The organism is Rhizobium sp. TH135 (assembly GCF_002855515.1).
In the GTDB taxonomy this organism is placed as follows: Bacteria; Pseudomonadota; Alphaproteobacteria; order Rhizobiales; family Rhizobiaceae; genus Allorhizobium.
Window position 1 is genome coordinate 222,202 of the sequence record NZ_PKRP01000002.1, and the last position, 26,590, is coordinate 248,791.

General features: G+C 60.9%; 26 protein-coding genes. 16 read left to right on the top strand and 10 right to left on the bottom strand.

From position 1 onward, the window contains the following. Positions 1-35: 35 nt before the first annotated feature. Together glgA and C0V73_RS06115 are read right to left on the bottom strand one after the other, a co-directional pair. Positions 36-1,487: a glycogen synthase GlgA gene (gene glgA, locus C0V73_RS06110; protein ID WP_172450107.1), complete on the bottom strand. Its 1,452-nt coding sequence runs from the start codon at positions 1,485-1,487 to the stop codon at positions 36-38. Positions 1,488-1,615: 128 nt separating this feature from the next. Further along, positions 1,616-1,879, bottom strand: coding sequence for a DUF2934 domain-containing protein (locus tag C0V73_RS06115; protein WP_102019121.1), 264 nt, complete (start codon positions 1,877-1,879; stop codon positions 1,616-1,618). A gap of 286 nt (positions 1,880-2,165) precedes the next feature. Between C0V73_RS06115 and C0V73_RS06120 the strand changes: the two genes are divergently transcribed. Continuing rightward, entirely contained in the window at positions 2,166-2,975 is an 810-nt protein-coding gene (locus C0V73_RS06120; protein ID WP_102019122.1) for a Ku protein, read from the top strand. 5 nt (positions 2,976-2,980) lie between these two features. Here the strand turns inward: C0V73_RS06120 and ligD are convergent, their stop codons facing one another. Together ligD and C0V73_RS06130 are read right to left on the bottom strand one after the other, a co-directional pair. Next, complete coding sequence (gene ligD, locus C0V73_RS06125; protein ID WP_102019123.1) at positions 2,981-5,560, bottom strand: DNA ligase D; 2,580 nt, start codon at positions 5,558-5,560, stop codon at positions 2,981-2,983. Positions 5,561-5,562: 2 nt separating this feature from the next. Further along, positions 5,563-6,405, bottom strand: a complete 843-nt coding sequence (locus C0V73_RS06130; RefSeq protein ID WP_102019124.1) for a Ku protein — start codon at positions 6,403-6,405, stop codon at positions 5,563-5,565. A gap of 414 nt (positions 6,406-6,819) precedes the next feature. On the opposite strand from C0V73_RS06130, the gene C0V73_RS06135 reads away from it, so the two are divergent. From C0V73_RS06135 to C0V73_RS06195, 13 genes are all read left to right on the top strand, one after another. Continuing rightward, entirely contained in the window at positions 6,820-8,457 is a 1,638-nt protein-coding gene (locus C0V73_RS06135; RefSeq protein WP_102019612.1) for a globin-coupled sensor protein, read from the top strand. A gap of 135 nt (positions 8,458-8,592) precedes the next feature. After that, positions 8,593-8,892, top strand: coding sequence for an STAS domain-containing protein (locus tag C0V73_RS06140; RefSeq protein WP_102019613.1), 300 nt, complete (start codon positions 8,593-8,595; stop codon positions 8,890-8,892). After that, positions 8,889-9,254 carry a chemotaxis response regulator CheY1 gene (gene cheY1, locus C0V73_RS06145; RefSeq protein ID WP_006726298.1) on the top strand — a complete coding sequence of 122 codons (366 nt, stop codon included), beginning with the start codon at positions 8,889-8,891 and terminating at the stop codon, positions 9,252-9,254. Before C0V73_RS06140 ends, cheY1 begins: the two co-directional genes overlap by 4 nt. 16 nt (positions 9,255-9,270) lie before the next feature. After that, the gene (locus C0V73_RS06150) at positions 9,271-11,529 is read left to right on the top strand and encodes a chemotaxis protein CheA (protein ID WP_102019125.1); all 2,259 of its coding nucleotides are present in this window, start codon (positions 9,271-9,273) and stop codon (positions 11,527-11,529) included. A gap of 4 nt (positions 11,530-11,533) precedes the next feature. Next, positions 11,534-12,004, top strand: a complete 471-nt coding sequence (locus C0V73_RS06155; protein ID WP_102019126.1) for a chemotaxis protein CheW — start codon at positions 11,534-11,536, stop codon at positions 12,002-12,004. Further along, the gene (gene cheR / locus C0V73_RS06160; RefSeq protein ID WP_102019127.1) at positions 12,001-12,903 is read left to right on the top strand and encodes a protein-glutamate O-methyltransferase CheR; all 903 of its coding nucleotides are present in this window, start codon (positions 12,001-12,003) and stop codon (positions 12,901-12,903) included. The genes C0V73_RS06155 and cheR overlap by 4 nt, the downstream gene beginning before the upstream one ends. Beyond that, positions 12,903-13,949, top strand: a complete 1,047-nt coding sequence (cheB, locus tag C0V73_RS06165; RefSeq protein WP_102019128.1) for a protein-glutamate O-methylesterase CheB — start codon at positions 12,903-12,905, stop codon at positions 13,947-13,949. The genes cheR and cheB overlap by 1 nt, the downstream gene beginning before the upstream one ends. After that, positions 13,949-14,338, top strand: a complete 390-nt coding sequence (locus C0V73_RS06170) for a response regulator (protein WP_006726293.1) — start codon at positions 13,949-13,951, stop codon at positions 14,336-14,338. The genes cheB and C0V73_RS06170 overlap by 1 nt, the downstream gene beginning before the upstream one ends. Next, positions 14,335-14,889: a chemoreceptor glutamine deamidase CheD gene (cheD, locus tag C0V73_RS06175; RefSeq protein WP_102019129.1), complete on the top strand. Its 555-nt coding sequence runs from the start codon at positions 14,335-14,337 to the stop codon at positions 14,887-14,889. The genes C0V73_RS06170 and cheD overlap by 4 nt, the downstream gene beginning before the upstream one ends. A 13-nt stretch (positions 14,890-14,902) precedes the next feature. Beyond that, entirely contained in the window at positions 14,903-15,292 is a 390-nt protein-coding gene (locus C0V73_RS06180; RefSeq protein WP_102019130.1) for a hypothetical protein, read from the top strand. 160 nt (positions 15,293-15,452) lie between these two features. Then, a complete protein-coding gene (gene fliF, locus C0V73_RS06185) occupies positions 15,453-17,147 on the top strand; it encodes a flagellar basal-body MS-ring/collar protein FliF (protein ID WP_102019131.1) in 1,695 nt (564 codons plus the stop codon). Positions 17,148-17,469: 322 nt separating this feature from the next. Beyond that, entirely contained in the window at positions 17,470-18,162 is a 693-nt protein-coding gene (locus C0V73_RS06190; RefSeq protein WP_245407919.1) for a helix-turn-helix transcriptional regulator, read from the top strand. Between the two features lie 10 nt (positions 18,163-18,172). After that, positions 18,173-18,922, top strand: a complete 750-nt coding sequence (locus C0V73_RS06195; protein ID WP_102019133.1) for a helix-turn-helix transcriptional regulator — start codon at positions 18,173-18,175, stop codon at positions 18,920-18,922. Between the two features lie 7 nt (positions 18,923-18,929). Here the strand turns inward: C0V73_RS06195 and C0V73_RS06200 are convergent, their stop codons facing one another. From C0V73_RS06200 to motA, 6 genes are all read right to left on the bottom strand, one after another. Beyond that, positions 18,930-19,370 (bottom strand): hypothetical protein, encoded by a 441-nt coding sequence (locus C0V73_RS06200; RefSeq protein ID WP_102019134.1) that lies wholly within the window; start codon positions 19,368-19,370, stop codon positions 18,930-18,932. Positions 19,371-19,375: 5 nt separating this feature from the next. Beyond that, a complete protein-coding gene (gene flhB, locus C0V73_RS06205) occupies positions 19,376-20,458 on the bottom strand; it encodes a flagellar biosynthesis protein FlhB (RefSeq protein ID WP_102019135.1) in 1,083 nt (360 codons plus the stop codon). A gap of 180 nt (positions 20,459-20,638) precedes the next feature. Then, positions 20,639-21,676 carry a flagellar motor switch protein FliG gene (gene fliG, locus C0V73_RS06210; RefSeq protein WP_102019136.1) on the bottom strand — a complete coding sequence of 346 codons (1,038 nt, stop codon included), beginning with the start codon at positions 21,674-21,676 and terminating at the stop codon, positions 20,639-20,641. Positions 21,677-21,704: 28 nt separating this feature from the next. After that, complete coding sequence (gene fliN, locus C0V73_RS06215) at positions 21,705-22,331, bottom strand: flagellar motor switch protein FliN (RefSeq protein ID WP_102019137.1); 627 nt, start codon at positions 22,329-22,331, stop codon at positions 21,705-21,707. 61 nt (positions 22,332-22,392) lie between these two features. Then, on the bottom strand, positions 22,393-23,346 hold the full coding sequence (locus C0V73_RS06220; RefSeq protein WP_102019138.1) for a FliM/FliN family flagellar motor switch protein: 954 nt from the start codon (positions 23,344-23,346) through the stop codon (positions 22,393-22,395). After that, positions 23,343-24,221, bottom strand: a complete 879-nt coding sequence (gene motA, locus C0V73_RS06225) for a flagellar motor stator protein MotA (protein WP_102019139.1) — start codon at positions 24,219-24,221, stop codon at positions 23,343-23,345. The genes C0V73_RS06220 and motA overlap by 4 nt, the downstream gene beginning before the upstream one ends. A gap of 225 nt (positions 24,222-24,446) precedes the next feature. On the opposite strand from motA, the gene flgF reads away from it, so the two are divergent. Both flgF and fliI read left to right on the top strand, forming a co-directional pair. Beyond that, positions 24,447-25,181, top strand: a complete 735-nt coding sequence (gene flgF / locus C0V73_RS06230; protein ID WP_102019140.1) for a flagellar basal-body rod protein FlgF — start codon at positions 24,447-24,449, stop codon at positions 25,179-25,181. Between the two features lie 18 nt (positions 25,182-25,199). After that, entirely contained in the window at positions 25,200-26,588 is a 1,389-nt protein-coding gene (fliI, locus tag C0V73_RS06235; RefSeq protein ID WP_172450075.1) for a flagellar protein export ATPase FliI, read from the top strand. The last annotated feature ends 2 nt before the right edge of the window (positions 26,589-26,590 follow it).

Here is a 26,590-nt window from a genome sequence, read left to right on the forward strand (position 1 = left end):
GGCCCTTTGTCACGACTGTCTGGCGCTGCGTCTGATCAGTGACGCAATTCCACTGCAGCTTCCGTGAGCCGTCCATAAACCTCGGCATAGCTTTCGGCGCTGCGATCCCACGAATAATCGGCCCGCATCGCCTGCAACTGAAGGCGCGCCCATTTCCGTTTGTCGCCGTAAGCGTCAGCCGCACGCCGGATTGCATGGCGAAGTCCTTCCGGGCGAACCGGATGGAACTGGAAGCCGGTCGCCGCCCGTGCCGAAATCGCCGCATCATTGGCATCGATGATCGTCTCGGAAAGACCGCCTGTCCGTGATACCACCGGCACGCAGCCATAACGCAGGCCGTAAAGCTGCGTCAGGCCACAGGGCTCGAAGCGCGATGGCTGAATGATCGCATCCGAGCCGCCATGGATCAGGTGCGCGGTCGGCTCGTTGAAGCCGATCGAGACTGCCATTCGTCCCGGGAAGCGGGCGGCGGTAGCCTTGAGCGCATCCTCGATGTCATGGTCTCCCTGGCCATGAACGATCAGTCGCCCACCCCAATGGAAGATTTCGTCCGCCACCTCGGCCAGCATGTCCATGCCCTTTTGCCAGGTGATGCGCGTGACAGCCGAGAACAGGGGGCCATCGCCCGGTTCCAGGTTGAAGCGCTCGAGCAGCAGCGCCTTGTTGTTCTTCTTGTTGCGCAGCGTCTTCATGTCGTAGCGGAACGGCAGATAGGGATCCGTGGCGGGGTTCCAGACCTCGTTGTCGATGCCGTTGACGATCCCCTGAAGCCGGTCCATGCGGGCGTTCAGCACACCGTCGAGGCCCATGCCGAAGGTCGGCGACAGGATCTCCCGCGCATAAGTGGGGCTCACGACCGTGATGTGATCGGCCGTCACAAGGCCACCCTTGAGGTAGCTGATATCGCCGAAATACTCCATCTGCTCGACCGAATAGACCTCGGGCGGCAAGCCGATATAGGGCAGCAGCGAGGCGGAATACTGCCCCTGAAAAGCAAGATTGTGGATCGTCAGAACGACGGGAACGTCAGATCCCATCTGGCGGAGATAAACGGATGTGAGTGCCGACTGCCAGTCATGGGTATGCACCAGGTCAGGCTTCCAGCCGGGCAGCGCGCCGGCCGCAATTTCGGCGCCCGCCAGCGAAAGCACGGCAAAACGTTTCCAGTTGTCGGCATGGTCGACACCGTGCTCGTCGACATAAGGGCCGCCCGGCCGCTCATAAAGCGCCGGCGCATCGAGCACGAACAGGCTGAGGCCGTCGATCTCCAGATGGCGCAGAGTTGCCTTCTCACCGAGCAGATCGTCGAACTCCATCAGGGGCGGGTGCAGCCGTGCGAGCGCAAGGATGGATGGATAGCCGGGCACCAGCGTGTGGGTTTCGATGCCATAGGTGGACAGCGCCTTCGGAAGCGCGCCGGTCACATCGGCGAGGCCGCCGGTCTTGATCAGGGGATAGATTTCCGAGGTCACCGCCAGGACGTGCAAGGGCACGCGCGTGGGGTAATTGCGGCGGGGGCGAATCTCCTCATCTTCACGATGATAGGCATCACGCACGCGTTGAATAAATTGCGCTCGGCTGAGGGCTAGGGAAAGATCGAGTCCGGCCACCTTCGTCACCCTTTCCGGCTCCTTGCCGATTTGCGGACCGGTTGAACCGGCTCCTCTGTGATCACAAGGCCTTCCTGCACTGCGGATGCCTGTGCCTCAGCAATGCGCCGGCCGGCCTTCGCCGTTGTCTCGGTCGCGGAAGCATTAAGGGTTTCCCAGTCGCTCAGAGCTGTCTGCCAATGATCTTCGTCCCGACCATCTGGGCGACCCTCTTCTTCCCAGAGCGAGTAGGCTCGCCGGGCAATCCAGTCATAATCTCGTTCAGCCATGGTAAATCTCCGTCGTCGCCGCTTTCCGTTCCACATGCCCAAACATCCGCCGAGCGCGGTCTCGTCACGCCCGCCGGCTCCCCGGTCGGATCTGTCTGCGATACCCTCATATCGACCTCAGATCCTCCGGCTCATCATTGAAGAGGAACAGGCATCAGATGAACGCCAGGAAGGGCAAACGGTTCCCGGTGCAACCGCCGATTTGAACAGTCCTCGGAACAGTTCCGTCCTGCTCGCGTTTTCCGGGGCAGCGCTGCGGATGGACCGCCACGCGAAGGAGAGAGACATGGCGCAGCGCGCGTTCTGGAAAGGCTATCTCAAGCTGTCCCTCGTCACCTGCCGCGTCGCCATGACGCCCGCTGTGACGGAAAGCGCCAAGCTCCGCTTCCACAACATCAATCGCAAGACCGGAAACCGGGTCGTCAGCCGCTATGTCGATTCCGAAACCGGCAAGCCCGTCGACGACGAGGACCAGGTCAAAGGCTACGAGCGCGCGGAGGACGACTATGTCCTGTTCGAAGACGAAGAGCTTGAGGATGTCGCGCTCGAAAGCACGCGCACCATCGACATCGAAACGTTCGTCCCGCGCAATTCGATCGGCTGGATCTGGTACGACAGCCCCCACTATCTCGCACCTGCCGACAAGGTGAGCGAGGAGGCCTTCGCCGTCATTCGCGAAGCCATGCTGAAGACCGACACCGGCGGCATTGCCCGTCTCGTTCTCTATCGCCGGGAGCATGCCGTTCTCCTCGTCCCGAGGGATCAGGGCATGGTGGTCTGGACGCTCCGCTACGGCGATGAAGTCCGGGACTCGGCCCCGTTTTTCAAGCTGTCGGAAAATGCCTCACCGGCAACCGGCGCCAAGACCATGATGAAGAAGCTCGTTGAGGCACGCCAGCGCGACTGGGACCCGAAGCTGGTGCGCGATCCGGTCGAGGAGCATCTCTACGAGATCATCGAAAACCGTACCAAGAAGTCGAAGCGGACGAAGCCCAAGAAGGCGCCCGAGCCCGAGCGCAAGGACAACGTGATCGACATCATGGAGGCGCTCCGCCGCAGCCTCGCGTCCGAGAAGAAGCCAGCCCACAGAAAGTAGAACGTTCAGCGGCGCGTCTTCGCCTTAGCCTTTCCTTGAAGCGGCGCTTCCGCCCTTCTGAAATCCTCCCAGGGGTCCCCATCGCTTTCGGCAAGCCGGGCCGGCACATTGCCGACGGTGAAGTGGTTCGGCAGGATCTGAGGACTGAGTTCGTCGAAGGATAGCGGCATGGATACCGGCGCGCCGGGCCTGGCACGCGTGGAGTAGGGTGCAACAGCCGTTGCCCCGCGACCATTGCGAAGATAGTCGATCAGGATCTTGCCCTTGCGCTTCGCCTTGCTGATCGTCGAGACATAGTCCTCCGGGCTGTCTGCACTCATGCTCTCCGCCAGCGCCTTCATCGCTGCCTTGACCTCCGGCCATTGGGCCTTCGGCTTGAGCGGTGCGACGACATGCAGGCCCTTGCCACCGGATGTCTTGACGAAGCCGGTGAGCCCGAGATCGGCAAAGCGCTGGCGCACCTCGAAAGCCGCCTCGATAACGCGCTCCCAGGTGACATCAGGACCGGGATCGAGATCGATGTTCACCATGTCAGGTCGCTCCAGGTCTCCGCCGCGTGATCCCCAAGGGTGGATCTCCAGCGCTGCGCCCTGCACGAGCGCCAAAAGCCCGTCGAGATCGCGAATGGCAACCAATGCCTCATCGTCCTTCGGGTCACGGATGGTGATGATCTCTTTGCGCATGCCGCGCCAGCCATGCTTCTGGAAGAAGCAGGTCTTCTCATGACCCTCCGGGCAGCGCAGGAGCGCAAGTGGCCGATCGACGATAAAGGGCGCAATGCGCGGCCAGACCAGCGCGTAGTGATCCGCCAGGCCTTCCTTGGTGACACCCGCCTCCGGCCAGTAGAGCCTGTCAGGATGTGTGAGGGTAATCCGCCGGCGCGCCGCCTGGACAGCCGCCTGTTCCTGCTTGGCCGCTGCCGAGCCGCCTTTGCGACTGCCGGTCTTCTTGGTGGACGTGCTCGGAGCAGGTGTCTCCAGCACGACATCACTTGCCGCCTTGTCCTCCCGCAGGCCACGGAACGAGGCGTGCCGCAGATGGGCGTCCCCGGTCCAGCCGCGAAACTCGATCTCTGCCACCACTTCCGGCTCGATGAAAACGGCATCCTTGCGCTCAAGGCCGGTCAGTTTGTCCTTGAACGGGCTCTTTTCTCGAACGAGCGGTTGAAGCCTGTCGAAGACCTGCCGCGCCAGCTTCTGCGTATAACCGGTCCCCACCCGCCCGACATGGCGCAGGCCATCCGCCTCGTTCACGCCCATGATCAGAGATCCGATCGCCCGGTCCGAGACAGAGGAGGGGACATACCCCCCGATCACCAGCTCCTGGCGCGCCGTGCATTTCGATTTCACCCAGTCGCGGCCCCGGCCAGACCGATAGGGCGCGGAAGCGACCTTGGAGATCACACCTTCCAAGCTGAGGCGGCAGGCGTGTTTCAGCACGAGCTCGCCGCTTTCGTCGAAATGGCTGGAAAACTTCAACGGTTCGCCGGCATCCGCGATCAGCGGCTCCAGCGCTGCCTTGCGATCGGTGAGAGACGCACCCGTCAGGTCCTGACCGTCGAGATGCATGAGATCGAAGACGTAATAGGTGAAGCGGTCGTCTCGTCCTTCGCTCAGATCCTGCTGGAGAAGCGAAAAATCGCTGCTGCCGTTGCCGCTTTCGACCACGATCTCCCCGTCGATCATGGCCGACTGGACGGGTAGCGCCTTGAGCGCCGAGACCAGCCGTTTCCCGAAGCGATCCGTCCAGTCCAGCCCCGTGCGCGTCAGCAATTGCACCTTGCCGTGGTCGATCCGCGCCTCGATCCGATACCCGTCCAGCTTGATTTCATGCAGCCAGCGGTCTCCCTTGGGAACCGTCTTGACCAGTGTCGCAAGGGCCGGGGGAAGAAACTCCGGCAGGCTGCCCGCTTTCGCCCCCTTGATCTTCAGATCTTCCGCCTTCGAAGACGTGCTTCGAGCAGGAGCCGTTTTCGCTGCCTTGCTGGATGTCTTGCGCGAGTTCCACACGGCAGCCTTCCCGTCACCCTTCAGGCTTTCGATCGGTCGGCCGCTCTTCACCGAAAGCGGCATTTCTTCGACGATGTCGGGATCGTCTGGCGTTCGGGCGAGTTCGTCTTCGCCCTTGATCAGTAGCCAGTTCTCGCGCGTCTCGCCTTCTTTCCCGGCCATGCGCACCAGATGCCAGTGTCCTCCGAGCTTCTCTCCATCAAGCGAAAATTCGAGATGGCCCTTCTTGTAGCCCTTCCGCACGTCGAACAGCGGTTCCCACGTGCCGCGGTCCCAGACGATAACCTCGCCCGATCCGTATTGCCCCGGCGGGATCACGCCTTCGAAGTCGCCATAGGCGAGCGGATGGTCCTCGACATGAACGGCGAGCCGCTTTTCACCCGGCACGAGGCTCGGCCCACGCGTCACCGCCCAGCTTTTCAAAACGCCGTCCATCTCCAGCCGCAGGTCGTAGTGCAAACGCCGCGCGGCATGTTTCTGAATGACGAAGCTGTTACCCTTGTTCTTGGCCTTTGCCGCCTTGGGTTCGGGTGTGGCCTTGAAGTCGCGCTTGCGGCGATATTCGGAGAGCGACATGGTCAGCCGGCCTTCTTCTGCTTCGTCCCAGAGGTCGCTGTCGTCTTGCGTCTAGCCGGAGTTTTCTCCTCGGTCGCGCCCGCACTTTTGCGCAGAGCATCGAGAAGGCTCGTGACGTTCTCGGCCTTGCGCTTCGGCAGTTTCTTCGGCTTGCGACCGGCGATCTTGGCTTTGACGAGTTCGGTGAGTGCCGCCTCGTAGCGGTCCTCATATTGGCCCGGGTCGAATTCGCCCATCTTGGTGCCGATAATGTGCTGCGCGAGTTCGAGCATCTCCTTTTCGATCTTGACCTTCGAAATGCCCTCGAAGCTTTCGGCCGGATCGCGCACCTCGTAATCATAGTTCAACGTGGTGGCGATCAGACCTTTTCCCTGGGGCCGGATGAGCACGCTGCGGACACGCCGGAACAGCACGGTGCGGGCAATGGCCGCCACGCTCTGCGTTTCCATCGTGTTGCGGATCAATTCATAGGCCTCGACCGATTGCCGATCGGCCGGCGCGAGGAAATAGGGTCGCTCCAGGTAAAGCGTATCGATCTGGTCGCAGGCGAGAAAGGCTGATAGCTCCAGCCGCTTGTCGCTCTCCGGCACGGCATCGCGGATTTCGTCGGGCTCGAGGATCACGGTCTGGCCTTCGGAGGTGTCGTAACCCTTGACCAGATCGTCCTTGTCCACCGGGCGCCCGCTGTCCCCGTCCACATATTCGCGCCGCACACGATGTCCCGTATCTCGATTGATGATGTGGAACGCGGCGCGTTCTGCACCGTTGACCGCGGAGTAAAGTGCCACCGCGCATCCCAGATCGCCGATCGAAAGGTGGCCTTTCCAGATAGCTCTCGCGTTCACGCTTCACTCCTGTTGCTTTTCGGCGCAACGAGGCAAGCGTTGGCTTTGTTCCGCGAAGCCCGAAGGCCCCTCAGGACAAATTAAAACATTATTTTCTCATATTAGAGATTGCGGCTTGATGTGGAGATTTCATTAACCTTCAAGCAAGGAATTAACCATAAAGATTGGGCGACACGTCGGAGTGGGACTCGCATCAGAGTTTCCTTCGGGCATGACGCCATCCCGTCGTACCGGTTCTGGTCCGGTCTGTATTTCACATGGAAGCAGTTCGATGAACCTGCAGACATGATGCGGACGGCGATAGGGATCGGATCCCGAGCACCTGTGCACCCGCATTTTTGACTGCACGATCGTTGGACCGATGGAAGGCCCCCTCTGGGTGGCCATAGTGCGGGACGAATGACGGGTCAGGGGATGTCCACGGAGCGGGCGACGGGATCACAGGCGGGCAGCCTGCGGGACCGACTGCGCTTTGCCGGTCTCGATGAGGCCCAGTGCGAGCTTCTGCGCCAGAACCGCCATGTCCTTTCCCAGCCCCTGAAGACAGCGCTTCGCGACCTTTTCCAGCGCCTTCAGTCATCGCCGGATGCCGCGCGTGTCTTCTCCAGCGAGCGCCAGTACGACAGGCTGCACGATCTTCTTTCGTCCCACTGGGACGTTCTCACCGATGCCCGTTTCGATGCTCTCTATGCAGAGCGGGTCAAGGTGCTTTCCGACAGCGAAAGCCGCATGGGTCTCGATCCGCGCTGGCATGTCGCTGGCCATGCAGTGGTGCTTGAGCATCTGCTGACAGCCGCCATCGGTGACGCGAATAGCGGGGGCCTCCTCCCTTCCAGCCGCCGCCGCCAGCGCGAGGTCACGGACCTCGTGGCCGCGCTCGTCCGGCTCGTCATGGTCGATGTCGAAATCGCCGTATCGCTGCGTTTCAACGAACTGCGTCTCAAACATCACCGGGATCTGGCCGCGCAGCGTGAGCATGACCGCGCCGAATTCGAAGGTATCTTCCGCCCTGTTGTCGATGGCCTTGCTGCCGGTGACCTCACCGTGCGCGCTGCCTCAGACGTTCCAGAGGCCTATGCCGATCTCGCCGGAAGCATGAACGAGGCGCTGGAACAGCTCCAGACCGCCTTTCTCTCTTCCGAAGAGAAGCTCTCCCATCTCCGCGATGCGACCGGCCAGATGGTCGAGACCGCCCGCACCTATGCGGGTCGCGCGCAGGACCAGTCCGGCGCGCTGGACGAGACCAGCCGCGCCCTCCAGGATCTGACATCGAGCGTGCGCGACAGTGCCCGCCAGACGAAGCGCGCCGAAGCGACCGTTGCCGCAACCCGCACATCCGTCGAAGCCAGTGGCGAAGTGGTCGGCCAGGCAATCTCGGCCATGGCTGATATCGAGGCCTCCGCCGAACAGATCGGCCACATCATCGGCGCGATCGACGAAATCGCCTTCCAGACAAACCTGCTGGCACTCAACGCCGGCATCGAGGCCGCCCGTGCCGGCGACAGTGGCCGAGGCTTCGCGGTCGTAGCCCAGGAAGTCCGGGCCCTTGCCCAGCGTTCCGCCGATGCTGCCCGCGAAATCAAGACGCTCGTTGCGACCACCAAGAACCAGGTCGAGGCCGGTGTCGATATGGTGGCGAAAACGCAAGGCGCCATCGCCGACATCGTTCTGCAGGTGGGCGATATCAGCGGCACCGTTTCCGATATTGCAGCCCGCACCGACCGTCAGGCGACCGAGCTCGCAGGCATCGCCGGGACCGTTGCAGGCCTGGGCGCCGAGATCGGCAGCAACGCCGTCGTGGCGCGCCAGTCCGTCGAAGGCACCGATGATCTCCACAAGGTCATTCTGGAACTCGGCGCGACGATCCGCGAGTTCCACATCGAGCGCCAGACGCGCGCTCCGAAGACGCAGACTGCGCGCATCCAGCTCTCGACCCATCGTGAGCAGCCGTCTGCGGCAGCGCCGACCGCGCAATATTCGACATCAGAAATGCTGGAAGACGAAACGGCGGATTTCGGCTTTCCGGTTCATATCGCAGGGCTTGGAGGGTGAGGGGATTGTTTACCACCATGCGCTACAAAAGGAAGTTAAGGGCGGGAATTTCGGCAATCTGTCCGGGGGAATGGTTCTCCCGGGACCCACGTTTGGGCCTGGTTGCCGCAGCCTCGGGACACAAGGAAAGAAATGATGGCAAGTAAGAAAGGCGAACAGAAGGCCCTGAAGCTGGCCGCTGTGTTGGACCTTAATGAGGCCTCCAATCTCAAGGCCAATATTCTCTCGATGCGCGGTGCTCCTTTGACGATCGACGCGTCCGGCGTCGAACGTGTCGGTGCTCAGTGCGTGCAGGTTCTGATGGCCGCGGCCAAGACCTGGGAAGCCGAAAAGCACCCCTTCTCGTACGGAAAGGCCTCTGAGGCTTTTCTGAAAACCCTTCAACTAATTGGCGTGAACATCGACCATCTGCTCGCTAAGGAGATCCGGCAATGAAGAAAAAAGTGCTCACAGTGGATGACTCCAGAACCATCCGAAACATGCTTCTGGTTACCCTCAACAATGCTGGCTTCGAGACCATCCAGGCCGAAGATGGCGTCGAGGGCCTGGAAGTGCTCGAGGAATGCAATCCCGACGTCATCGTGACCGACATCAACATGCCGCGTCTCGACGGCTTCGGCTTCATCGAGGGTGTCCGCCGGAACGAAAAGTACCGCGCTGTCCCGATCCTGGTTCTGACCACGGAAAGCGATGCCGAAAAGAAGAACCGCGCTCGCCAGGCCGGCGCGACAGGCTGGATCGTGAAGCCCTTCGATCCGACCAAACTGATCGATGCCATCGAGCGTGTAACCGCCTAAGCCGGGATTTTCTCCTATGGATATGAACGAAATCAAAGAGATCTTTTTCCAGGAATGCGAGGAGCAGCTCGCAGAACTGGAATCCGGTCTTCTGAAAATGAATGATGGAGATCGGGATCCGGAAACGGTGAACGCCGTGTTCCGCGCGGTCCACTCCATCAAGGGCGGTGCTGGCGCCTTCGGTCTCGACGACCTGGTCGCCTTCGCGCACGTCTTCGAGACGACTCTTGATTGCGTTCGTTCCAACAAGCTGGAACCCGGCCCTGAAGTCATGAAGGTGATGCTGAAGTCGGCCGACGTTCTGGCCGACTTGGTCAGCGCTTCGCGCGACGGCGGAAGTGTCGACGAAAGCCGTTCGAGCGGCCTGGTCAAGGAACTGGAAGCGCTCGCCAACGGCGAGATGCCAGCTCCCTCTGCAGCGCCTGTCGCCGTAGCCAAGCCGGCTCCGAAGGCCGCTGCACCGGCCCCAGTGGCCGCGCCGAGCGATGACAGTGGCTTCCAGCCGATCCCCTTCACCTTCGACGGCTTCGGCGGCGAAGATGAAGCAGCCGCTGAAATCTCCACATTCGACGTGACTTTCAAGCCACGCCGCGACCTCTATTCGAAGGGCAACGAAGCCGCCCTCCTGTTGCGCGATCTGTCCCGCCTCGGCGAGATGAGCATCAACTGCAACATGGACGACCTGCCGTCGCTCGACGACATCGATCCGGAAGCCGCCTATTTCCACTGGACCATCCAGATCAAGGCGGAAAAGGGCGAAGAAGGCATCCGCCAGGTCTTCGAATTTGCCGAGTGGGACTGCGACCTCGACGTAAAGCTCCGCGAGCCTGAAGCAGCCGCCCCGACGGAAGAACTGCCGATGGTGCCGGTTCCATTCGACCTGTCTGCTCTTGACGACAGCGCCGACGCTCCGGAAGAAACCGTAGCAGCAGCCGTCGAAGCTGCCGAGACGGCCTCCAACGTCATGAAAATGGCGGCAAGTGCTGCCAAGACCGAGAAGAAGGAATCGCCTGCCGCCGCCGCTGCAGCCGCAGCAGCCGCTGCCGCCGCCCAGGCCAACAACACGGCCGGTCAGACCATCCGCGTTGATCTCGACCGCGTCGACCGCCTGATCAACCTGGTGGGCGAGCTCGTCATCAACCAGGCAATGCTCTCGCAGAGCGTTATCGAAAACGATGCAACCGGCACGTCCGCCGTCAACATGGGCCTCGAAGAGCTGCAGCAGCTCACCCGCGAGATCCAGGACTCGGTCATGGCGATCCGCGCGCAGCCGGTGAAGCCGGTCTTCCAGCGCATGTCGCGTATCGTTCGCGAAGTGGCCGATATGGTCGGCAAGTCGATCCGCCTGGTCACGGAAGGTGAAAACACCGAAGTCGACAAGACGGTCATCGACAAGCTCGCCGAGCCGCTGACCCACATGATCCGAAACGCCGTCGACCACGGCATCGAAAGCCCCGAAAAGCGTGCGGCCGCCGGCAAGGAGCCGGAAGGCACGATCAAGCTGACGGCAAAGCATCGCTCGGGCCGTATCGTCATCGAACTCGTCGACGACGGTGCCGGTATCAACCGCGAACGCGTCCGCCAGAAGGCCATCGACAACGAACTGATCGCTGCCGACGCCAATCTGACCGATGAAGAAATCGACAACCTGATCTTCGCACCGGGCTTCTCGACCGCCGACAAGATCTCCGACATTTCCGGCCGTGGTGTCGGTATGGACGTGGTCAAGCGTTCGATCCAGGCACTTGGCGGTCGTATCTCGATCACCTCGCGTCCGGGCCTCGGTTCGACCTTCACCATGAGCCTTCCGCTCACGCTCGCCGTTCTCGACGGCATGGTGGTCACGGTCGCCGGCCAGACCCTGGTCGTCCCGCTCACCGCGATCGTCGAAACGCTGCAGCCGGAAGCGCAGAACATCCACTCCTTCGGTGCCAACCAGCGCCTGATCTCGATCCGCAACTCCTTCTGCCCGCTGGTGGATGTCGGCCGGATCCTGAACTTCCGCGGCATTCAGGCAAACCCCATGGAAGGCGTCGCCCTCCTGGTGGAATCCGAAGGCGGTGGCCAGCGCGCCCTCATGGTCGATGCGATTCAGGGCCAGCGTCAGGTCGTCATCAAGTCGCTCGAAGCCAACTACACCCATGTCCCGGGCATCGCAGCCGCAACCATCCTCGGTGATGGTCGAGTGGCACTCATCCTGGACGTGGATGCCGTCGTCGCCGCCTCGCGTGGTCAGTCACTCAAGCAGGAAATGTCGTTAGCCGTCGCAGGGTAATAGTATGTCGTATGCGGTCAAAAACTTAGGTCAGGGAAACCGTGAACTCATCGCCTTCCGTATCGGCGATCAGGAGTTTTGCGTGAACGTCATGTCGGTGCGTGAAATCCGGGGTTGGTCCCCGGCGACCCCGCTGCCGCACTCCCCGCACTATGTCTTGGGCGTCATCAACCTGCGTGGTGCCGTCCTGCCGATCATAGACCTGTCTTTGCGCCTGGGCATGAAGCCCGCTGAACCGACCGCCCGCCACGTGATCATCGTGGCCCAGGTCAAGTCCAGGATCGTGGGACTGCTCGTCGAAGCAGTCTCGGACATCCTGACCGTGACCGACGACGACATACAGCCGACGCCGGAGGTCTCCTCCGACCTCGAACGACAATATGCCCGAGGCATTCTCGCCATCGACAAGCGGATGATCTGCTTGATCGAGCTTGGTGCACTTTTCAACGAAGCCGCCGAAAGCGAGGCTGCATGACCTTTGCAATGAGTACATCCCGTCAATCGGACGACGAGGTCCTGGCCAGCGGCGAATACCCGCTGACCCGGCGGGATTTGAACGAGATTGCTGCCATGATCTATTCGGATGCGGGGATCGCGCTGAACGACAGCAAGGCCTCGCTTGTCTACTCGCGCCTTTCCAAGCATATCCGCAATCTCGGCCTCTCCGGCTTCCGCGCCTACTGTCAACTCGTCGCTTCTCAGGAAGGGGCAGGCGAGCGCCGCGAAATGCTGTCGCATCTGACGACCAACTTCACCCGCTTCTTCCGCGAGAACCATCACTTCGAGCATCTGCGCGACGAGGTTCTGCCGGGTCTGATCCAGCGCGCGAAGTCCGGTGGCCGAGTGCGTATCTGGTCGGCAGCAAGCTCTGACGGCCAGGAACCCTATTCGATCGCGCTCACCGTCTTCCAGGCCTTCCCGAACGTCCTCGACTACGACTTCAAGATCCTGGCGACAGACATCGACCCCAAGATCCTCGCCATCGCCCGACAGGGTGCCTATGACGAGCAGGCGCTCGAGACGGTGTCGCCCGCCATGCGCAAGCAGTGGTTCAAGGAAGTCGAAATCGCCGGACGTCGCAAGTTCCAGGTCGACGAGCGCCTGAAGCGGCTGATCACCTATAATGAGCTCAACCTGATGGCCCAATGGCCATTCAAGGGCAAGTTCGACGTCATCTTCTGCCGCAACGTCGTCATCTACTTCGACGAACCGACACAGATGCGGATCTGGACCCGCTTTGCGGACCTGCTCCCGATCGGTGGCCATCTCTACATCGGCCATTCGGAGCGCGTTTCCGGCGACTCGAAGAACGATTTCGACAATATCGGCATCACGACCTATCGCTACCTGGGCAAGAACGGAGGGCGCAAATAATGGCAGCACCTGCTCGCGTTCTCGTCGTCGACGATAGCCCGACCATGCGCGGCTTGATCACGGCCGTGCTAAGTCAGGACCCGGATGTCAGCGTCATCGGCCAGGCCGGCGACGCCATGGAAGCCCGCGCGGCCATCAAGCAGCTCAATCCCGATGTCGTTACACTCGACATCGAGATGCCGAACATGAACGGACTGGAGTTCCTGGAAAAGATCATGAAGCTCCGGCCGATGCCGGTGATCATGGTCTCCACCATGACCCACCGCGGCGCCGAAGCAACGCTTGCGGCCTTGGAAATCGGTGCTTTCGACTGCGTGGCAAAGCCGCAGCCGGGTGATGCCCGTCCCTTCGGCGAACTGGCCGAAAAGGTAAAGGCTGCGGCCCGCTCTCAGCACCGCCACCACGCCGCACCGCATGTGCAGCCCGTGTCGGCAGCCCCGGTCGCGGACTTCCGGGTCGGCCGCAAGATCGTCGCGATCGGTTCGTCGACCGGTGGCGTGGAAGCACTGATCGCCGTGTTGCAGAAGTTCCCGCGCAATTGCCCCCCGACGGTGATTACGCAGCACATGCCGCCGACCTTCACCAAGAGCTTTGCCGAACGTCTCAATCGTCTCTGTGCCCCTGTGGTGGAGGAGGCCACGGATGGTGCAAGGCTTGAGATCGGCAAGATCTATCTGGCTCCGGGTGGGGAACGGCATCTGCAGGTGTCGAATGCCTCGGCTCCCTGCTGCCGCCTCGTCGAGCGCGCGCCGGTCAACGGACATCGTCCTTCGGTGGATGTCCTGTTTGATTCCGTCGCAGAACTCGCTGGCCGGAACGCCGTCGGGGTTATCCTGACGGGCATGGGGCGCGATGGTGCGTCCGGCCTATTGAAGATGCGTCATGCCGGTGCTCGCACCGTTGGCCAGAACGAAAAGACCTGTGTGGTCTATGGGATGCCTCGAGTCGCCTATGAGCTGGGCGCTGTCGAGCATCAACTACCTCTCTCCTCCATTGGCGAGGAAATCCTCAAACTCACTGCTGCCCGAAAAGAAGGTATCGAATAATGTCCCTAGCTGAAAAAATCAAAGTTCTGATCGTCGACGATCAGGTCACAAGTCGCCTGCTGCTCAGCGACGCGCTGACCCAGCTCGGCTTCAAGCAGATCACTGCCGCCGGCGACGGCGAGCAGGGCATGAAGATCATGGAGCAGCAGCCCCATCACCTGGTCATCTCGGACTTCAACATGCCGAAGATGGACGGTCTGGGTCTTCTGCAGGCCGTGCGCACCAACCCGAATACCAAGAAGGCCGCCTTCATCATTCTGACCGCGCAGGGTGACCGCGCGCTGGTCCAGAAGGCCGCACAGCTGGGCGCCAACAACGTCCTGGCAAAGCCGTTCACCATTGAAAAAATGAAGGCAGCCATCGAGGCTGTATTCGGAGCCCTAAAATGACTGAAGACGGTGCAGCAAAGCGCGTCCACATAATTCAAGGGGAGTGGAAGGTCAGCAAGGACCCAAACGTGGTTCTGTCGACCATCCTCGGTTCGTGTGTTGCTGCCTGTATTCGGGATCCGATTGCAGGGGTAGGTGGCATGAACCACTTCCTGCTGCCGGGTTCGGCCGTGCCGGGAGCCGGTGGCGGTGACGCCACCCGCTACGGGGTTCACCTGATGGAACTCCTGATCAACGGTCTTCTGAAGCAGGGCGCCCGCAGGGACCGCCTTGAGGCAAAGATCTTCGGTGGCGCCAAGACGATCGCGACCTTCTCGAACGTCGGCGAACAGAATGCCGCCTTCGCCCAGCAGTTCCTGCGCGACGAAGGCATCAAGGTGGTTGGGTCCTCCACGGGCGGAGACCACGGCCGCAAATTGGAATTCTGGCCGGTCAGCGGTCGGGCAAGACAGTATCCGCTCACGGGCGCAGAAACACAGAAGACGGTGGCGCTGGAGCAGCGTCCAGTTCCTGTTTCGAAGCCGGTGGAAACTTCAATCGAGTTCTTCTAGTACTGGACATCGGATGCAAAACGAACACTTGGCGGGAAACCAGGACACTCAGGAAGAACTTCCGGAGATCCTCATGCGCATCGTCAGCGAGCTGCACGACGTAGCTTATCTGATCGAGCGTGTGGAGCCGCACCTCCTTGAACTCGGTGGTCCAACGGTGCTGCAGCATCCCGAAAGCCTGAAAGTATTGCAGGGCATTGACCTGGCTGTTCAGAAGACACGGGGCCTGGCCGAATTCGTCGATACCATCACGGCGACGATCCCGTCCGACTGGATGATCGACATGACGACGGCGCTGAGCCTGGTGAAGCTTGCCGACATGCAGAAGGCCCTGGGGGCAGGTCTTCGTCATGGTCATTCCCAACCGCTCGTCAAGGCGGCTGGCGACTTCGACTTCTTCTAACCGTCCTCTAAAGGACGGCCGGGCCGCAGATTCTGCGTTTGCGATCAGCCGAAATGAATTCGGCTTTCCCGCCCCGCGAAACGTTCGCACAAGTTTCGATTTCTATTGTCGCGCCAAGGGCAAAAACGCCCGAACCTTCTTGTAGATGGTGCGAGACAGAATGAATCTGTTAAATCAATTACTTCAGATACCAAAAAATTTCGCGGCGATGGGTCAGGCGAAGATTTTGGCGATGGCTGGTGTGGCCGTTGTCTCCTTTGCGATCATCATTGCCGGCGCCCTCTACGTCAACAAACCCTCCTACGAGAACCTTTACGTCGGTCTGGAACCCGTCGATCTGAACCAGATCAGCATTGCGCTGGCTGAGTCGGGCATCGATTTTGAAACGGGTGCGGACGGTCAGAGCATCAGTGTGCGCGCCGGCATGACCGGAAAGGCGCGTCTTTTGCTCGCCGAACGCGGCCTGCCCAACAGCGCCAATGCCGGCTATGAACTTTTCGACAATGTCGGCTCCCTCGGCCTGACCTCGTTCATGCAGGAAGTAACCCGGGTTCGCGCTCTGGAAGGTGAAGTCGCACGCACCATCCAGCAGATCTCGGGCATTGCCGCAGCACGGGTTCACATCGTCATGCCGGATATCGGCAACTTCCGAAGAGGCGAACAGAAGCCGACGGCTTCCGTCATGATTCGTGCCTCCTCGGATGCCGGCCGCAAGGCTGCTGCATCCATTCGTCAGTTGGTGGCCTCTTCCGTCCCAGGCCTCGATGTCGAGGACGTCACGATTCTCGATTCGACCGGCCAGCTTCTGGCAGCCGGCGACGAGACGGGCGGCGAAGCCTCGCGTTCGCTCGGCGTCGTCCAGTCCGTCCAGCGCGAGATCGAGACCAACATCGACAAGGCGCTCGCACCATTCCTCGGGATGGACAACTTTCGCTCCAGCGTCACGGCCCAGATCAACACCGACAGCCAGCAGATCCAGGAAACCATCTACGATCCGGAATCGCGCGTCGAACGGTCTGTCCGTGTGACCAAGGAGCAGCAGAAGTCGCTGCAAAGCCAGTCCGATACGGCAGCCACGGTCGAACAGAACATTCCCCAGGCGGCACCTGAAGCAAGTGGCGGCGGTCCTCAGTCCTCGGATGAACAGGACAAGAAGGAAGAGCAGACCAACTACGAAATCAACAGCAAGACGGTCGCCACGGTCAAAAATAGCTACACCGTCGAGAAGCTGTCGGTTGCCGTTGTCGTCAACCGCGGTCGCATCGCCAAGATGGTCGGCGAGCCCGTCGACCAGGCGAAGATCGACGCCTATCTTGCCGAGATGCAGAAGATCGTCAGCTCGGCTGCCGGCCTCGACGGCGAGCGCGGCGACGTGGTCACTCTGACCGCCATGGACTTCCTCGAAAACCAGCTGTTGGAAGAATCCGCGACCGGCCCCGGCTTCATGGAAATCCTCAGCCGCAACCTCGGCGGCATCATCAACTCGCTCGCCTTCGTTGCTGTCGCTTTCCTGATCGTCTGGATGGGCATCCGTCCGATGATCCGCACCGCAGGCGGCGGCGGAGCAGAAACGGCACTCGCTGGTGGTATCGGCGAGCAGGCCGCGGGTCTCGAGCTTCCGGACTTCTCTCCGGCGCTGGGCGGTGGATCGAGCGGCGGCCTTATGGATGGCTTCGGTTCGGATTTCGGTTTCGACTCGACCGACGACCTACTCACCATGGACGACGATCCGAATGGCGGCTTCAACCGCCGGGTCAAGGAAGGTCCCGAGCGGCGCCTGTCGCGCATGGTGGAAATCTCGGAAGAGCGCGCCGCCAAGATCCTTCGCAAATGGGCTGTGGACAACGCAGCCTGACAATCAAGAACAAACGAGTACCAACCGCGCCCCCTGGGCGCGGTTTTGCGTTGTAAGCCCATCAGCATGCGGGATTGCAACATGGCCCACAGACGGGCATGCTTCCAGCCGTCCAAGATTACCGAAGACACCTGTGACCTTTGCCACTTTATATTTTACAGTGAACATGATTCGGTAGCTTGAGATTACGGAGCGGTCTGAGTCGTCCGTGATCTTTCGCGGGGAAGACTGCGATACTGCAAGGCTGTTCAAAGGGGCACATTGAATGGATGCCGAGCTGACAACGGAGGGCCAAGAGGGGCGGGCTCGTGCGGCTGCTCCTATGGAGCCTCCGCAAAAAGGCTCTTCGTCGAAGGACGTCTTGATCCGAAAGCTGGCAACGCCGGCGCTTTCGGGCGATATGGGGCAGTGCCTGCGGGTTCTGTGTGACTATGTCGGCGCCTCGCGTCACCTTCTGGCGCGTTACGACCTTGTCCAGGAAGAAGGCCTCGATTTCGTGGTCGCTGCCGATTGGCCGTTTGACCTCGTCCGTCGCCTCGAAAGCGAACTGGCCACCAGCTATTCCCAATCGACCGAGCTGGAGAAATGCCTCTCGGTCCTGCAGCCCAAATACGCGATCCTGCCCGACGACGCGCATGTGCCGCTCGGCATCAGCCGTCAGTACTGCACGGTGACGATGAATGTCGGCCGCACCCGTCTCGCTTTGATGCTGCTGTTCCCGCAGGACTATGTGCTCTCACCCGAAAGGCTTCGGGAAGTCGGGCTGCTCGCAGGTTATGCGCTCAGCCTCTCCACGAACAAGGGCCACAAGAGCGATCGTGATTTCGACCTGACCGATCGCGAGCTTGAGTGCCTTTTCTGGATTGCAGAAGGCAAGACGAGCGACGAAATCGCGACGATCCTTGGCATCTCGCGCAATACGATCAACAATTACATCACCAGCGTCATGCGTAAGACAGCAACGAAGACACGCTCGGAAGCGATCGCTTATGCGGTCCGCAACAATCTCGTCTAAGGGAGCAGGAATGGCCACCAATACCAGACCAGGCGGAGCCATCCTCGAAGATGCGACTTGGTCCGGCCAGCGCCCCGTTACCTCCCGCTCGGACATCTTCCCAAAACTGGTATCCCTGCAGCGGTCATTGAACGCGCGCGGTTTTGCAGCATTTCGTGTCGGAGGCGCAAGCCTGCCGCACAAGCGGCGTCTCGACCCCGAATTCGAGAACTGGAGCAGCGGCCTCAGCAGCGGCCGTGACGCCTTCGTCGCCGCGTATGGTGACATCTTGCTCGCGCATATCGAAACATCGACCCTGCCGCTGCTCTGGAGCGCAGAGGAGAAGACGAGCTTCCTCGATGCCTCGGACTTCACCCCGTTTGCCGTCCAGCTGCAGGAGCGCCTGCTGCCCTATTCCGGCGTCGCATTCCCTGTCCGCCTCGGAGCTGTCGGAAACGGCTATGTCGTCTTCCCGACGATCGGTGGGGCCGATCTTCCTGGTGAACTCATCCTTGCCGTGCACAGCCGTTGCTACAAGGTGATGACGGACATCCTGTCGCTGGACGAGCGGCGTGCAGCACCGTCGGAGACCTTGAGCGAACGCGAGATCGCCTGCCTTCAATTGGCCGGCGACGGTCGTATCAGTGAAGAAATCGCTGAGCGCCTCGGCCTCTCGGTCCATACCGTCAACGCTTATCTCGGCTCTGCCACGATTAAGCTTGATTCGGTCAACCGCATCCAGGCGATCGCCAAGGCGATCCGCCTCGGCTACATCACCTGATCAAACCTCATCCGTAGAGGGGGGACGTCTGTCCCTTTACGAAACGCGCCTCCTGCAGGCGTTCTTCGAGCATGCGCGTGTTGGTGTCCGGATCGCCGGACGAATCGTGAAACGCGATATGCTTGATGTCGAGCCCGGCCTGCTCGTTGGTGAGCGTCAGCTGGGAATAAATCGTGATGCCGCGCGGCTTGATCTCGAGATCCAGCACGATTTCCGGTGGGCCACCCCATTCCAGCCGATAATCTCCACCTGCACCGAAAACCACGGTGCCCGGGTGGAAATAGAGCTCTGCTGCCGACGAGACGAGGTCCGACAGATTGCCATAAAGTTCAAAACGCAGAAGTGAAATAAGGTCGGCAGCATCGAGAAGGCGCAACTCGCTCGCGACGGGGCTGATCGCCTCGGCCACAATGCGTTCACGCTGGTTGGTATATGAGCATTTCTTCATCGGGCCTAGCGTATCCGTCTTTTGGGGGCCTTCGACGCATAGACCCGGTGCACGAGTTCTGCGACTGCCTTGTAAAATATTGACGGAATGACGCTATCCACCGAGACTTGCGCAAACATGGAGCGCGCGAGCGGCGGGTCTTCAAAAATTGGAATGTCGTGTTCGCGGGCAATCTCGCGAATCTTGAGCGCAACCAGGTCCTGCCCCTTGGCAACGACCACCGGAGCATCGCCTTCCTCGCGGACATAGCGCAGTGCCACGGCATAGTGGGTCGGGTTGGTGATCACCAGTGTCGCACGCGGCACGCTCGCGATCATGCGCTTGCGGGCGCGGTCACGTGCGATCGATCGCTGGCGCGCCTTGACGATAGGGTCACCCTGCGCCTGCTTGTACTCTTCCTTGACCTCCTGCTTGGTCATGCGCAGCTGTTCATACCAATGATAGCGCGTCCAGAAGACGTCGACGGTCGCCAGTAGCGCCGTTGCCATCACCACGATGATCATCATCTTGTTCAGGATTTCCGAGAACTTGACGAAGATGACCTGCGGGTCGGAGAACATCGTGTCGATGACGCCGAAATAGTCGCTCTTCAGGGCAAAAACCATGATCACGGAGAGCACGACGATCTTGAAGATCGATTTGCCAAACTCCACCATGCCCTGGGCGCTGAAGATCCGCTTCCAGCCGGCGAACAGCGAAATCCGGTTCATCTGCGGCCTGATTCGCTCGAGCACGAAGTAGGGCATGTTCTGAGCGACGTTCGCGCTTACCCCCAACAGCACCAGCATGATCAGCATCGGTGCCAGGAATGCACCGATTTCCCATGCCAGGTGGGTAAAGAGCGACACCACGTCGACGGCCGTCCCGAGATACCATTGGTCGGGACGCTCAAAGATGTCCTTCAGGGTCTGCCCGAGGCGGCCAATGGCATCGGGCAGAAAGAAGACGGCGTAGAGATAGAAACCAAGCGCGGTGGCAAAGAGCGGCGCCTCGCGCGAGGTCGGGACATTCCCCTTCTCGAGCGCGTCCCGAAGCTTTTTCTCGGTCGGGTCTTCTGTCTTGCTGTCTTCGTCGTCATCTTCGGCCATGACCGCTGCCCTCCAGGAGGCGTGCACCGGGCGGGATCGATGCCCTGGCTGATCCAGTCACCGGTGGCGGGCACCGACGGCTCGCCGGAGAACTCCCGGCGACATGAACGTAAACACCCGCCGATTGGGGTTCAATCGGCGGGTGACAGAAAGCTTGTGGTTTTCAACAGAGGTGACCGATCAGGCCGCCTGCGTATCGCCCTCGGTTTCCTTGAGCTGGATCTGACCGGCATTCGCAAGGCGGATGGCTTCCTGGGCAACGGCGCGTCGTGCGATGGCGATCTCGCGCGGATTGATGCCGGCAGTCCCTGCCTGCAGATCCGATTCGATCATGCGGCGTGAGCGCGGGCTGATGGAGGCCAGCACGCATTCCTTGATTTCCGCGCTCGCACCGCGCAACGCCATGGTCAGGATTTCGCCCGAGATGTCGTTGAGGAGCAGGACGCGGCTGCGCTGCGGCATGACGAGCAGATCCTCGAACAGGAAGATCTTCGGACGAACCTTGTTGACCGATTCCTTGCTGATCGATTCGAGCGAGGTGAGCAGCGTGTCGACTTCGGTCTTTTCCAGTTCGTTCATCAGTTCCGCGACCTTGGCCGAACCGGTGGAGTTCTTCTCGGCTTCGATTTCCGCAATCAGGTCATGGACCCGGTTTTCGATGATCTGGGCAGCCTTCGGGCTGACGTTCTTCAGGTTGACCGTGCGGTTCATGATGTCAGCGCGCCGGCTTTCCGGCAGCTTGAGCAGAACCTTTGCACCGAAGGAGGAGGGCAGCATCGAGAGAATGTAGGCAACGGTCTGGGGATGCTCGCGCATCAGGAACCGGGCGATGAAATCGGGATCGGCATCCTGAAGGCGATCCCAGATGGATGCTTCGAACGCCTGGAAGGCGGTGCGACGACCGAGCAGTCCGTCGACTTCTTCCGGCGTCAGGCCTTCCTCGAGAATGCTCTCGATGGCCTTCGCATTGTCCATCAGGCCGGCGCCCTCGGTGAAGAGGTCCTCGAATTCGTTGACGAGTTCGGTCAGTTCATCCGGCGGGATCGTGCGAAGGGTCTGCGCAGACGCAATAATCGTCTGCAGCTCGGCCTGCGTGAAATACTTGAGCAGCTTGCCGGCGACACCCTTCCCCATGGCCAGCAGCACTGCGGCTGCCTTATCGGCCTGGGAGAGGGGTTTTCCGGTTAAGGGGCCGCCAAAATCGTCAAAGTCCATCATGGTCTTGTCCTCTCTGGCCCATCATGGGTCAGGATGTCTTGGTCGCCATCACTTCAATCAGTTTGACACCAAATCGCGTATCGTCGTTTTCGAGAACGGTGATCTCGCCGCGCGCGATGCGGCGGCCATTTACCATGATCTCGACAGGCTCGCCGATCTTCTTGTCCAGCGCGATGATGGCGCCTTCCTCGAGGTTCATAAGCCCTGAAACCTGCATGCGGCTGGATCCGAGCACGATCTGGACCTCGATCGGAATGTCCATGATCAGGTCGAGATTGGCGCTGAGACCGCTGCCTGGCTCCTGCTGGCTGCCGGTCGAGCCGCCAAAATCGCCACCGCCAAAGTCATTCGACCCGCCGAAATCGCTGGAGCCACCGAAGTCGCTACCGCCGCCGAGATCGCTGGAACCGCCGAAATCGCCCAGTCCGAAGTCATCGCTCGGGGCCGCTGCAGCGCCGCCGCCGAAATCTGATTCGAACGCTGCCAGCGGATCGTCCTTGAGGCCGAGATCGGAACCGAAATCGCCCAGTCCGCCGTCTGCATCTGCCTTCAGGACGCCGCGAAGGTCATCGACCGCTTGGTCGAAATCGCTGTCGCTCGCGCCCGGCATCGCCAGCGCGTCGTCATCCTTCGGTGGTGTCTTCTTCGTTGCCATGGATTGATTATTCCTCTTGAAACTTGCCTCAAGCTGCCGTGGGTCAAGCCCGGGTAAATTGCTAGCTCATCAAATGTTTTAGAATTTCATCTTCGCTGCTCACATTGTCCTTCACCCGGACCGTGTAGCGGTCGCCCGCCCGGCCGAATTCGCAGACGTAGAGGTTCTTGCCGTTGGCGCTGACATCGACCATCACGTCGCCCTTGTCGCGGAACGGGATGACATCGCCGGCGATCAGGCGGGAGACGGTGGCCAGCGTCAGCGAGTCGAGCCGGATCCGCGCTTCCAGGGTGACCTGGGAGCGACGCACCTGTTCGGCGATCTGCTCCTGCCACTCCTTCTTCGACTTGCCGGCCTGGCCCTTGGACTTCGGCATGGTAACGACGGTCTTCAGCAGCGCCTTCTGCGGAATGACCAGATAGAATTCGGAGGTCACCGTGCCGAGTGTAATGCCGAGCTTGACCGTCACGGCATATTCGTCGACGTGATCCTCGTCCGGCTTCGGGCGATCTTCAGCGTTGTGAGCCTTTTCGAGCAGCGGCTCGAAGCCACCGGCAGCGTTGACGCCGGAACGCAGGACATTGGCGATCTTGTCGTAGACCATCACGGCCAGATCAAGTTCGATCTGGGAAAGCGGGCGTTCGATCGGCTCCTGAATGGTCTCAGGCAGGGCGCCGAGCAGGTTCTCCATCAAGGTGATGACGAAACTGTTGCCGCAGGCGAGCACGAAGTTCGGCGACCAGTTGCGCAGCTGTCCGTCGGCCAGCGAGACATTGTCACCGAGATCGGCGATCAGGTCCGTCATGAGGCCGCTTTCGTGGCCGTTATAATGAACCTGCATCGTCAGGCCCGTCTCGCTGTGGAAGACGTCGGGCAGGAACTCCACGTAAAGCTGGCCGAAATCTGCGCAAAGCTTCTGCAGCGTCTTGGAATCACCCAGCCCGCCGGTCAGCTTGGCGAGAAGGGCGCGGTCCATCTGCGGTGCTGTGTCAGTCTGTGCTTCCGTCATGATCAGGCCGCCTTGCTCTCACCGCCGCCACCGGGGTTCATCATTTCCTGCTCAACGGCGTCGATAGACGGACGCTCGTAGGAAGAAATGGTCTTGCGGCCGTATTCCAGGGCCACCTGCGGAACAGAACCGTTCATGTAGGCGAGCAGTGTCTGCTTCACGATGATGTAGAGGCGGTGCTGCTTGGTGCGAACCATCTTGATCTGGGCGATGATCGGGTTGCAGAGGCAGTAGGACAGGAAGATGCCGAGCATGGTGCCGACGAGCGCGGCGCCGATCAGGCCCCCCAGAACTTCCGGGGATTCGTTGATCTTGCTCATCGCCTTGATAACCCCGAGAACGGCCGCGACGATACCGATTGCCGGGAAGCTGTCGCCCATGGCGGTCATGGCGTGGTACGGCTTCATCTTGTCGTAGTGGATGGTCTCGATTTCCTCATCCATCAGCGCTTCGATCTCATGGCTTCGGGCGTTGCCGATGATGATCAGGCGGACATAGTCACAGATGAATGCGGTCAGCTCCTTGTTCTTCAGGAGGTTCGGCGCTGCCGTGAAGATCGAGGACTCTTCCGGGTTGTCGATATGCGCTTCGATCTCGTTGCGCGACTTGGTGCGGAGGTCGCGCATCAGGGAGTACAGCACGCCGAGAACGTCGAGATAGTCGCGCTCCTTCGGAACCGTCTGCTTAAAGGCCTCGCCCATGGCCTTGCCAGTGTCTTTGATGACCTTCATCGGATTGGCCATGATGAAGCCGCCGACACCGGCACCGCCGATGATGACGAGCTCGAACGGCTGCACGAGGACGTCTAGGTGGCCGCCCATGGCCATGAAGCCGCCGAGGACGCAGCCCAGTGTGATGATGAAACCGACGATTAAGTTCATTTTGCCCGCACCCGAACGTTACTATTCACCGTAAGCGATAGAGCCCCTGCCTTGCGTGAGGCTGAATCACGGAGCCAATTTTGGGCTGCGCTTCCCCCCGGATTTCCGGGCGTTCCCTCGACAGTTTCGCGCAAGCCTTTTGCCGCAAGAAGAGTGGAATGGAGCGTAGGCTATCCTGCGTTAAATAATGATTTACTGATATTCTTCACCTGCGGAGGCAAAACAGTGCAATCCGGTATCTACGTGTCCCTGTCGTCGCAGATGGCCCTCGAGCGCCGTCTCACCACGATCGCCGACAACATGGCCAATGTGAACACGGTCGGTTTTCGCTCGACGGATGTGAAGTTCGACGAGATGCTGAGCCGCACTGGCAATGAAATGAATGCCAAGATCGCCTTCGTCAGCCAGGGCAACGACTATCTCTCCACGAAGAGCGGGGAGTTGATGGAAACCGGCAACGTCCTCGACTTTGCAATCAAGGGAGACGCCTGGTTCGCGATCGATACGCCGGTCGGTCAGGTTCTGACGCGGGACGGCCGTTTCACGATGACCGATACCGGAGAGCTCGTCTCCACCCGCGGCTATCCCGTCCTGGATGCCGGCGGCGCGCCGATCCAGCTCAACCGTGCCGGCGGTCCGCCGGAAGTCGGTGCCAGCGGTCAGATCATGCAGGACGGCCGTGTGGTCGCAACCCTCGGCGTCTTTACGGCCGACGTCCGCAACGGCTTTCTCCGCTTCGAAAACAGTGGCGTGACTACGGTCGACGATCCGCAGCCGGTTGTCGACAACCCGGAAATCTCGATCCTTCAGGGATATGTCGAGAACTCCAACGTCAACGGCATCAGCGAGATGACGCAGCTTATTCAGGTGAACCGCGCCTTCGAAGCGATCAGTGCCCTGATCAGCACCAGCGAGAGCACCACGAGCGAGGCGATCAAGGTCCTCGGCGGCGGCAACTGAGCCTGAGATCGGATGGACATGAGCGCGCCGACACCAGACGAATTTCCGCTTTCCCCCAAGCTCGGACAACTGGCGGCATTGTCGCAGCGTTATTCGCGCCCGGCTAATTCTGTGACCCAGGGCGGGCATGTCCGCACGATCGCTGCCGGACATTATACGGTGACCGGTCTGTCGCGGCATGTGCGCCTCGGCGAGTTCGTCGCCCATCGCTCGGCCACCGGCGTACATCTGGGCGAAGTCGTCCGCGTCGAGCCTGACGTTTGCTATGTCTGCCCCATCGAGCCCGGAGAACCGATCGGCATCCATGACGTCGTGATCCGCAAGGGCGCCTTCCGTGTCGCGCCTGATGACAGCTGGTGTGGCCGCACGATCAACGCGTTGGGTGACCCGATCGACAATGGACCGGCGCTGGCACCCGGACCGGAGCGGCGGCCGATTTCGACGACGGCACCACCGTCCATGACCCGCAGCCGCGTGGAAACGGGCTTCAAGACAGGCGTCCGCGCCATCGATATCTTCTCGCCGCTCTGCCTTGGCCAGCGCCTAGGCATCTTCGCGGGCTCCGGCGTGGGTAAATCCACGCTTCTGTCGATGCTCGCGCGTGCCGATGCCTTCGACAAGGTCGTCATCGCCCTGGTCGGCGAACGCGGTCGCGAAGTCCGCGAATTCATCGAGGACACGCTCGGCGACAACATGGCGAAGTCCATTGCCGTGGTCGCCACCAGCGATGAAAGCCCGATGCTGCGCAAGATGGCGCCGCTGACGGCGATCACCATTGCCGAGCATTTCCGCGACAAGGGCCAGAACGTTCTCTTTATCGTCGATAGCGTGACCCGCTTCGCCCATGCGATCCGCGAAGTCGCGACCGCAGCCGGCGAGCCGCCGATTGCCCGTGGCTATCCGGCTTCCGTGTTCACGGAACTGCCGCGCCTACTTGAGCGCGCAGGTCCCGGTGCCGAAGGTGCCGGTACGATCACTGCGATCATCTCGATCCTTGTCGATGGCGACAACCACAACGACCCGATCGCCGACTCCACGCGCGGTATTCTCGATGGCCACATCGTGCTCGACCGTGCGCTCGCCGACGAAGGGCGCTACCCGCCCATCAATCCGCTCACCTCGATTTCGCGTCTCGCCCGCAAGGCCTGGACCTCCGAGCAGGAAAAGCTGGTGTCGCGCCTGAAGGCGCTGATCCACCGCTTCGAGGAAACCCGCGATCTCCGCCTGATCGGCGGTTACCGAAACGGTTCCGACCCCGATCTCGACATGGCGATCAAGCAGGTGCCGGTCATCTACGACATTCTGAAGCAGACGCCCGGCGAAAAGCCGGTGCTCGATGCCTATGCCGATCTGGCCAATGCCTTGAAGGCGGCCGCCGGCGGGCAGGGTATGAGACAAAGGGGCTGACC

Coding starts and splice junctions, on each gene's coding strand:
- C0V73_RS06115 (WP_102019121.1), bottom strand. CDS start 1,879: ATGGCTGAACGAGATTATGACTGGATTGCCCGGCGAGCCTACTCGCTC.
- C0V73_RS06120 (WP_102019122.1), top strand. CDS start 2,166: ATGGCGCAGCGCGCGTTCTGGAAAGGCTATCTCAAGCTGTCCCTCGTC.
- ligD (WP_102019123.1), bottom strand. CDS start 5,560: ATGTCGCTCTCCGAATATCGCCGCAAGCGCGACTTCAAGGCCACACCC.
- C0V73_RS06135 (WP_102019612.1), top strand. CDS start 6,820: ATGTCCACGGAGCGGGCGACGGGATCACAGGCGGGCAGCCTGCGGGAC.
- C0V73_RS06140 (WP_102019613.1), top strand. CDS start 8,593: ATGGCAAGTAAGAAAGGCGAACAGAAGGCCCTGAAGCTGGCCGCTGTG.
- cheY1 (WP_006726298.1), top strand. CDS start 8,889: ATGAAGAAAAAAGTGCTCACAGTGGATGACTCCAGAACCATCCGAAAC.
- C0V73_RS06150 (WP_102019125.1), top strand. CDS start 9,271: ATGGATATGAACGAAATCAAAGAGATCTTTTTCCAGGAATGCGAGGAG.
- C0V73_RS06155 (WP_102019126.1), top strand. CDS start 11,534: ATGTCGTATGCGGTCAAAAACTTAGGTCAGGGAAACCGTGAACTCATC.
- cheR (WP_102019127.1), top strand. CDS start 12,001: ATGACCTTTGCAATGAGTACATCCCGTCAATCGGACGACGAGGTCCTG.
- cheB (WP_102019128.1), top strand. CDS start 12,903: ATGGCAGCACCTGCTCGCGTTCTCGTCGTCGACGATAGCCCGACCATG.
- C0V73_RS06170 (WP_006726293.1), top strand. CDS start 13,949: ATGTCCCTAGCTGAAAAAATCAAAGTTCTGATCGTCGACGATCAGGTC.
- cheD (WP_102019129.1), top strand. CDS start 14,335: ATGACTGAAGACGGTGCAGCAAAGCGCGTCCACATAATTCAAGGGGAG.
- C0V73_RS06180 (WP_102019130.1), top strand. CDS start 14,903: ATGCAAAACGAACACTTGGCGGGAAACCAGGACACTCAGGAAGAACTT.
- fliF (WP_102019131.1), top strand. CDS start 15,453: ATGAATCTGTTAAATCAATTACTTCAGATACCAAAAAATTTCGCGGCG.
- C0V73_RS06190 (WP_245407919.1), top strand. CDS start 17,470: ATGGAGCCTCCGCAAAAAGGCTCTTCGTCGAAGGACGTCTTGATCCGA.
- C0V73_RS06195 (WP_102019133.1), top strand. CDS start 18,173: ATGGCCACCAATACCAGACCAGGCGGAGCCATCCTCGAAGATGCGACT.
- C0V73_RS06200 (WP_102019134.1), bottom strand. CDS start 19,370: ATGAAGAAATGCTCATATACCAACCAGCGTGAACGCATTGTGGCCGAG.
- flhB (WP_102019135.1), bottom strand. CDS start 20,458: ATGGCCGAAGATGACGACGAAGACAGCAAGACAGAAGACCCGACCGAG.
- fliG (WP_102019136.1), bottom strand. CDS start 21,676: ATGATGGACTTTGACGATTTTGGCGGCCCCTTAACCGGAAAACCCCTC.
- fliN (WP_102019137.1), bottom strand. CDS start 22,331: ATGGCAACGAAGAAGACACCACCGAAGGATGACGACGCGCTGGCGATG.
- motA (WP_102019139.1), bottom strand. CDS start 24,221: ATGAACTTAATCGTCGGTTTCATCATCACACTGGGCTGCGTCCTCGGC.
- fliI (WP_172450075.1), top strand. CDS start 25,200: ATGAGCGCGCCGACACCAGACGAATTTCCGCTTTCCCCCAAGCTCGGA.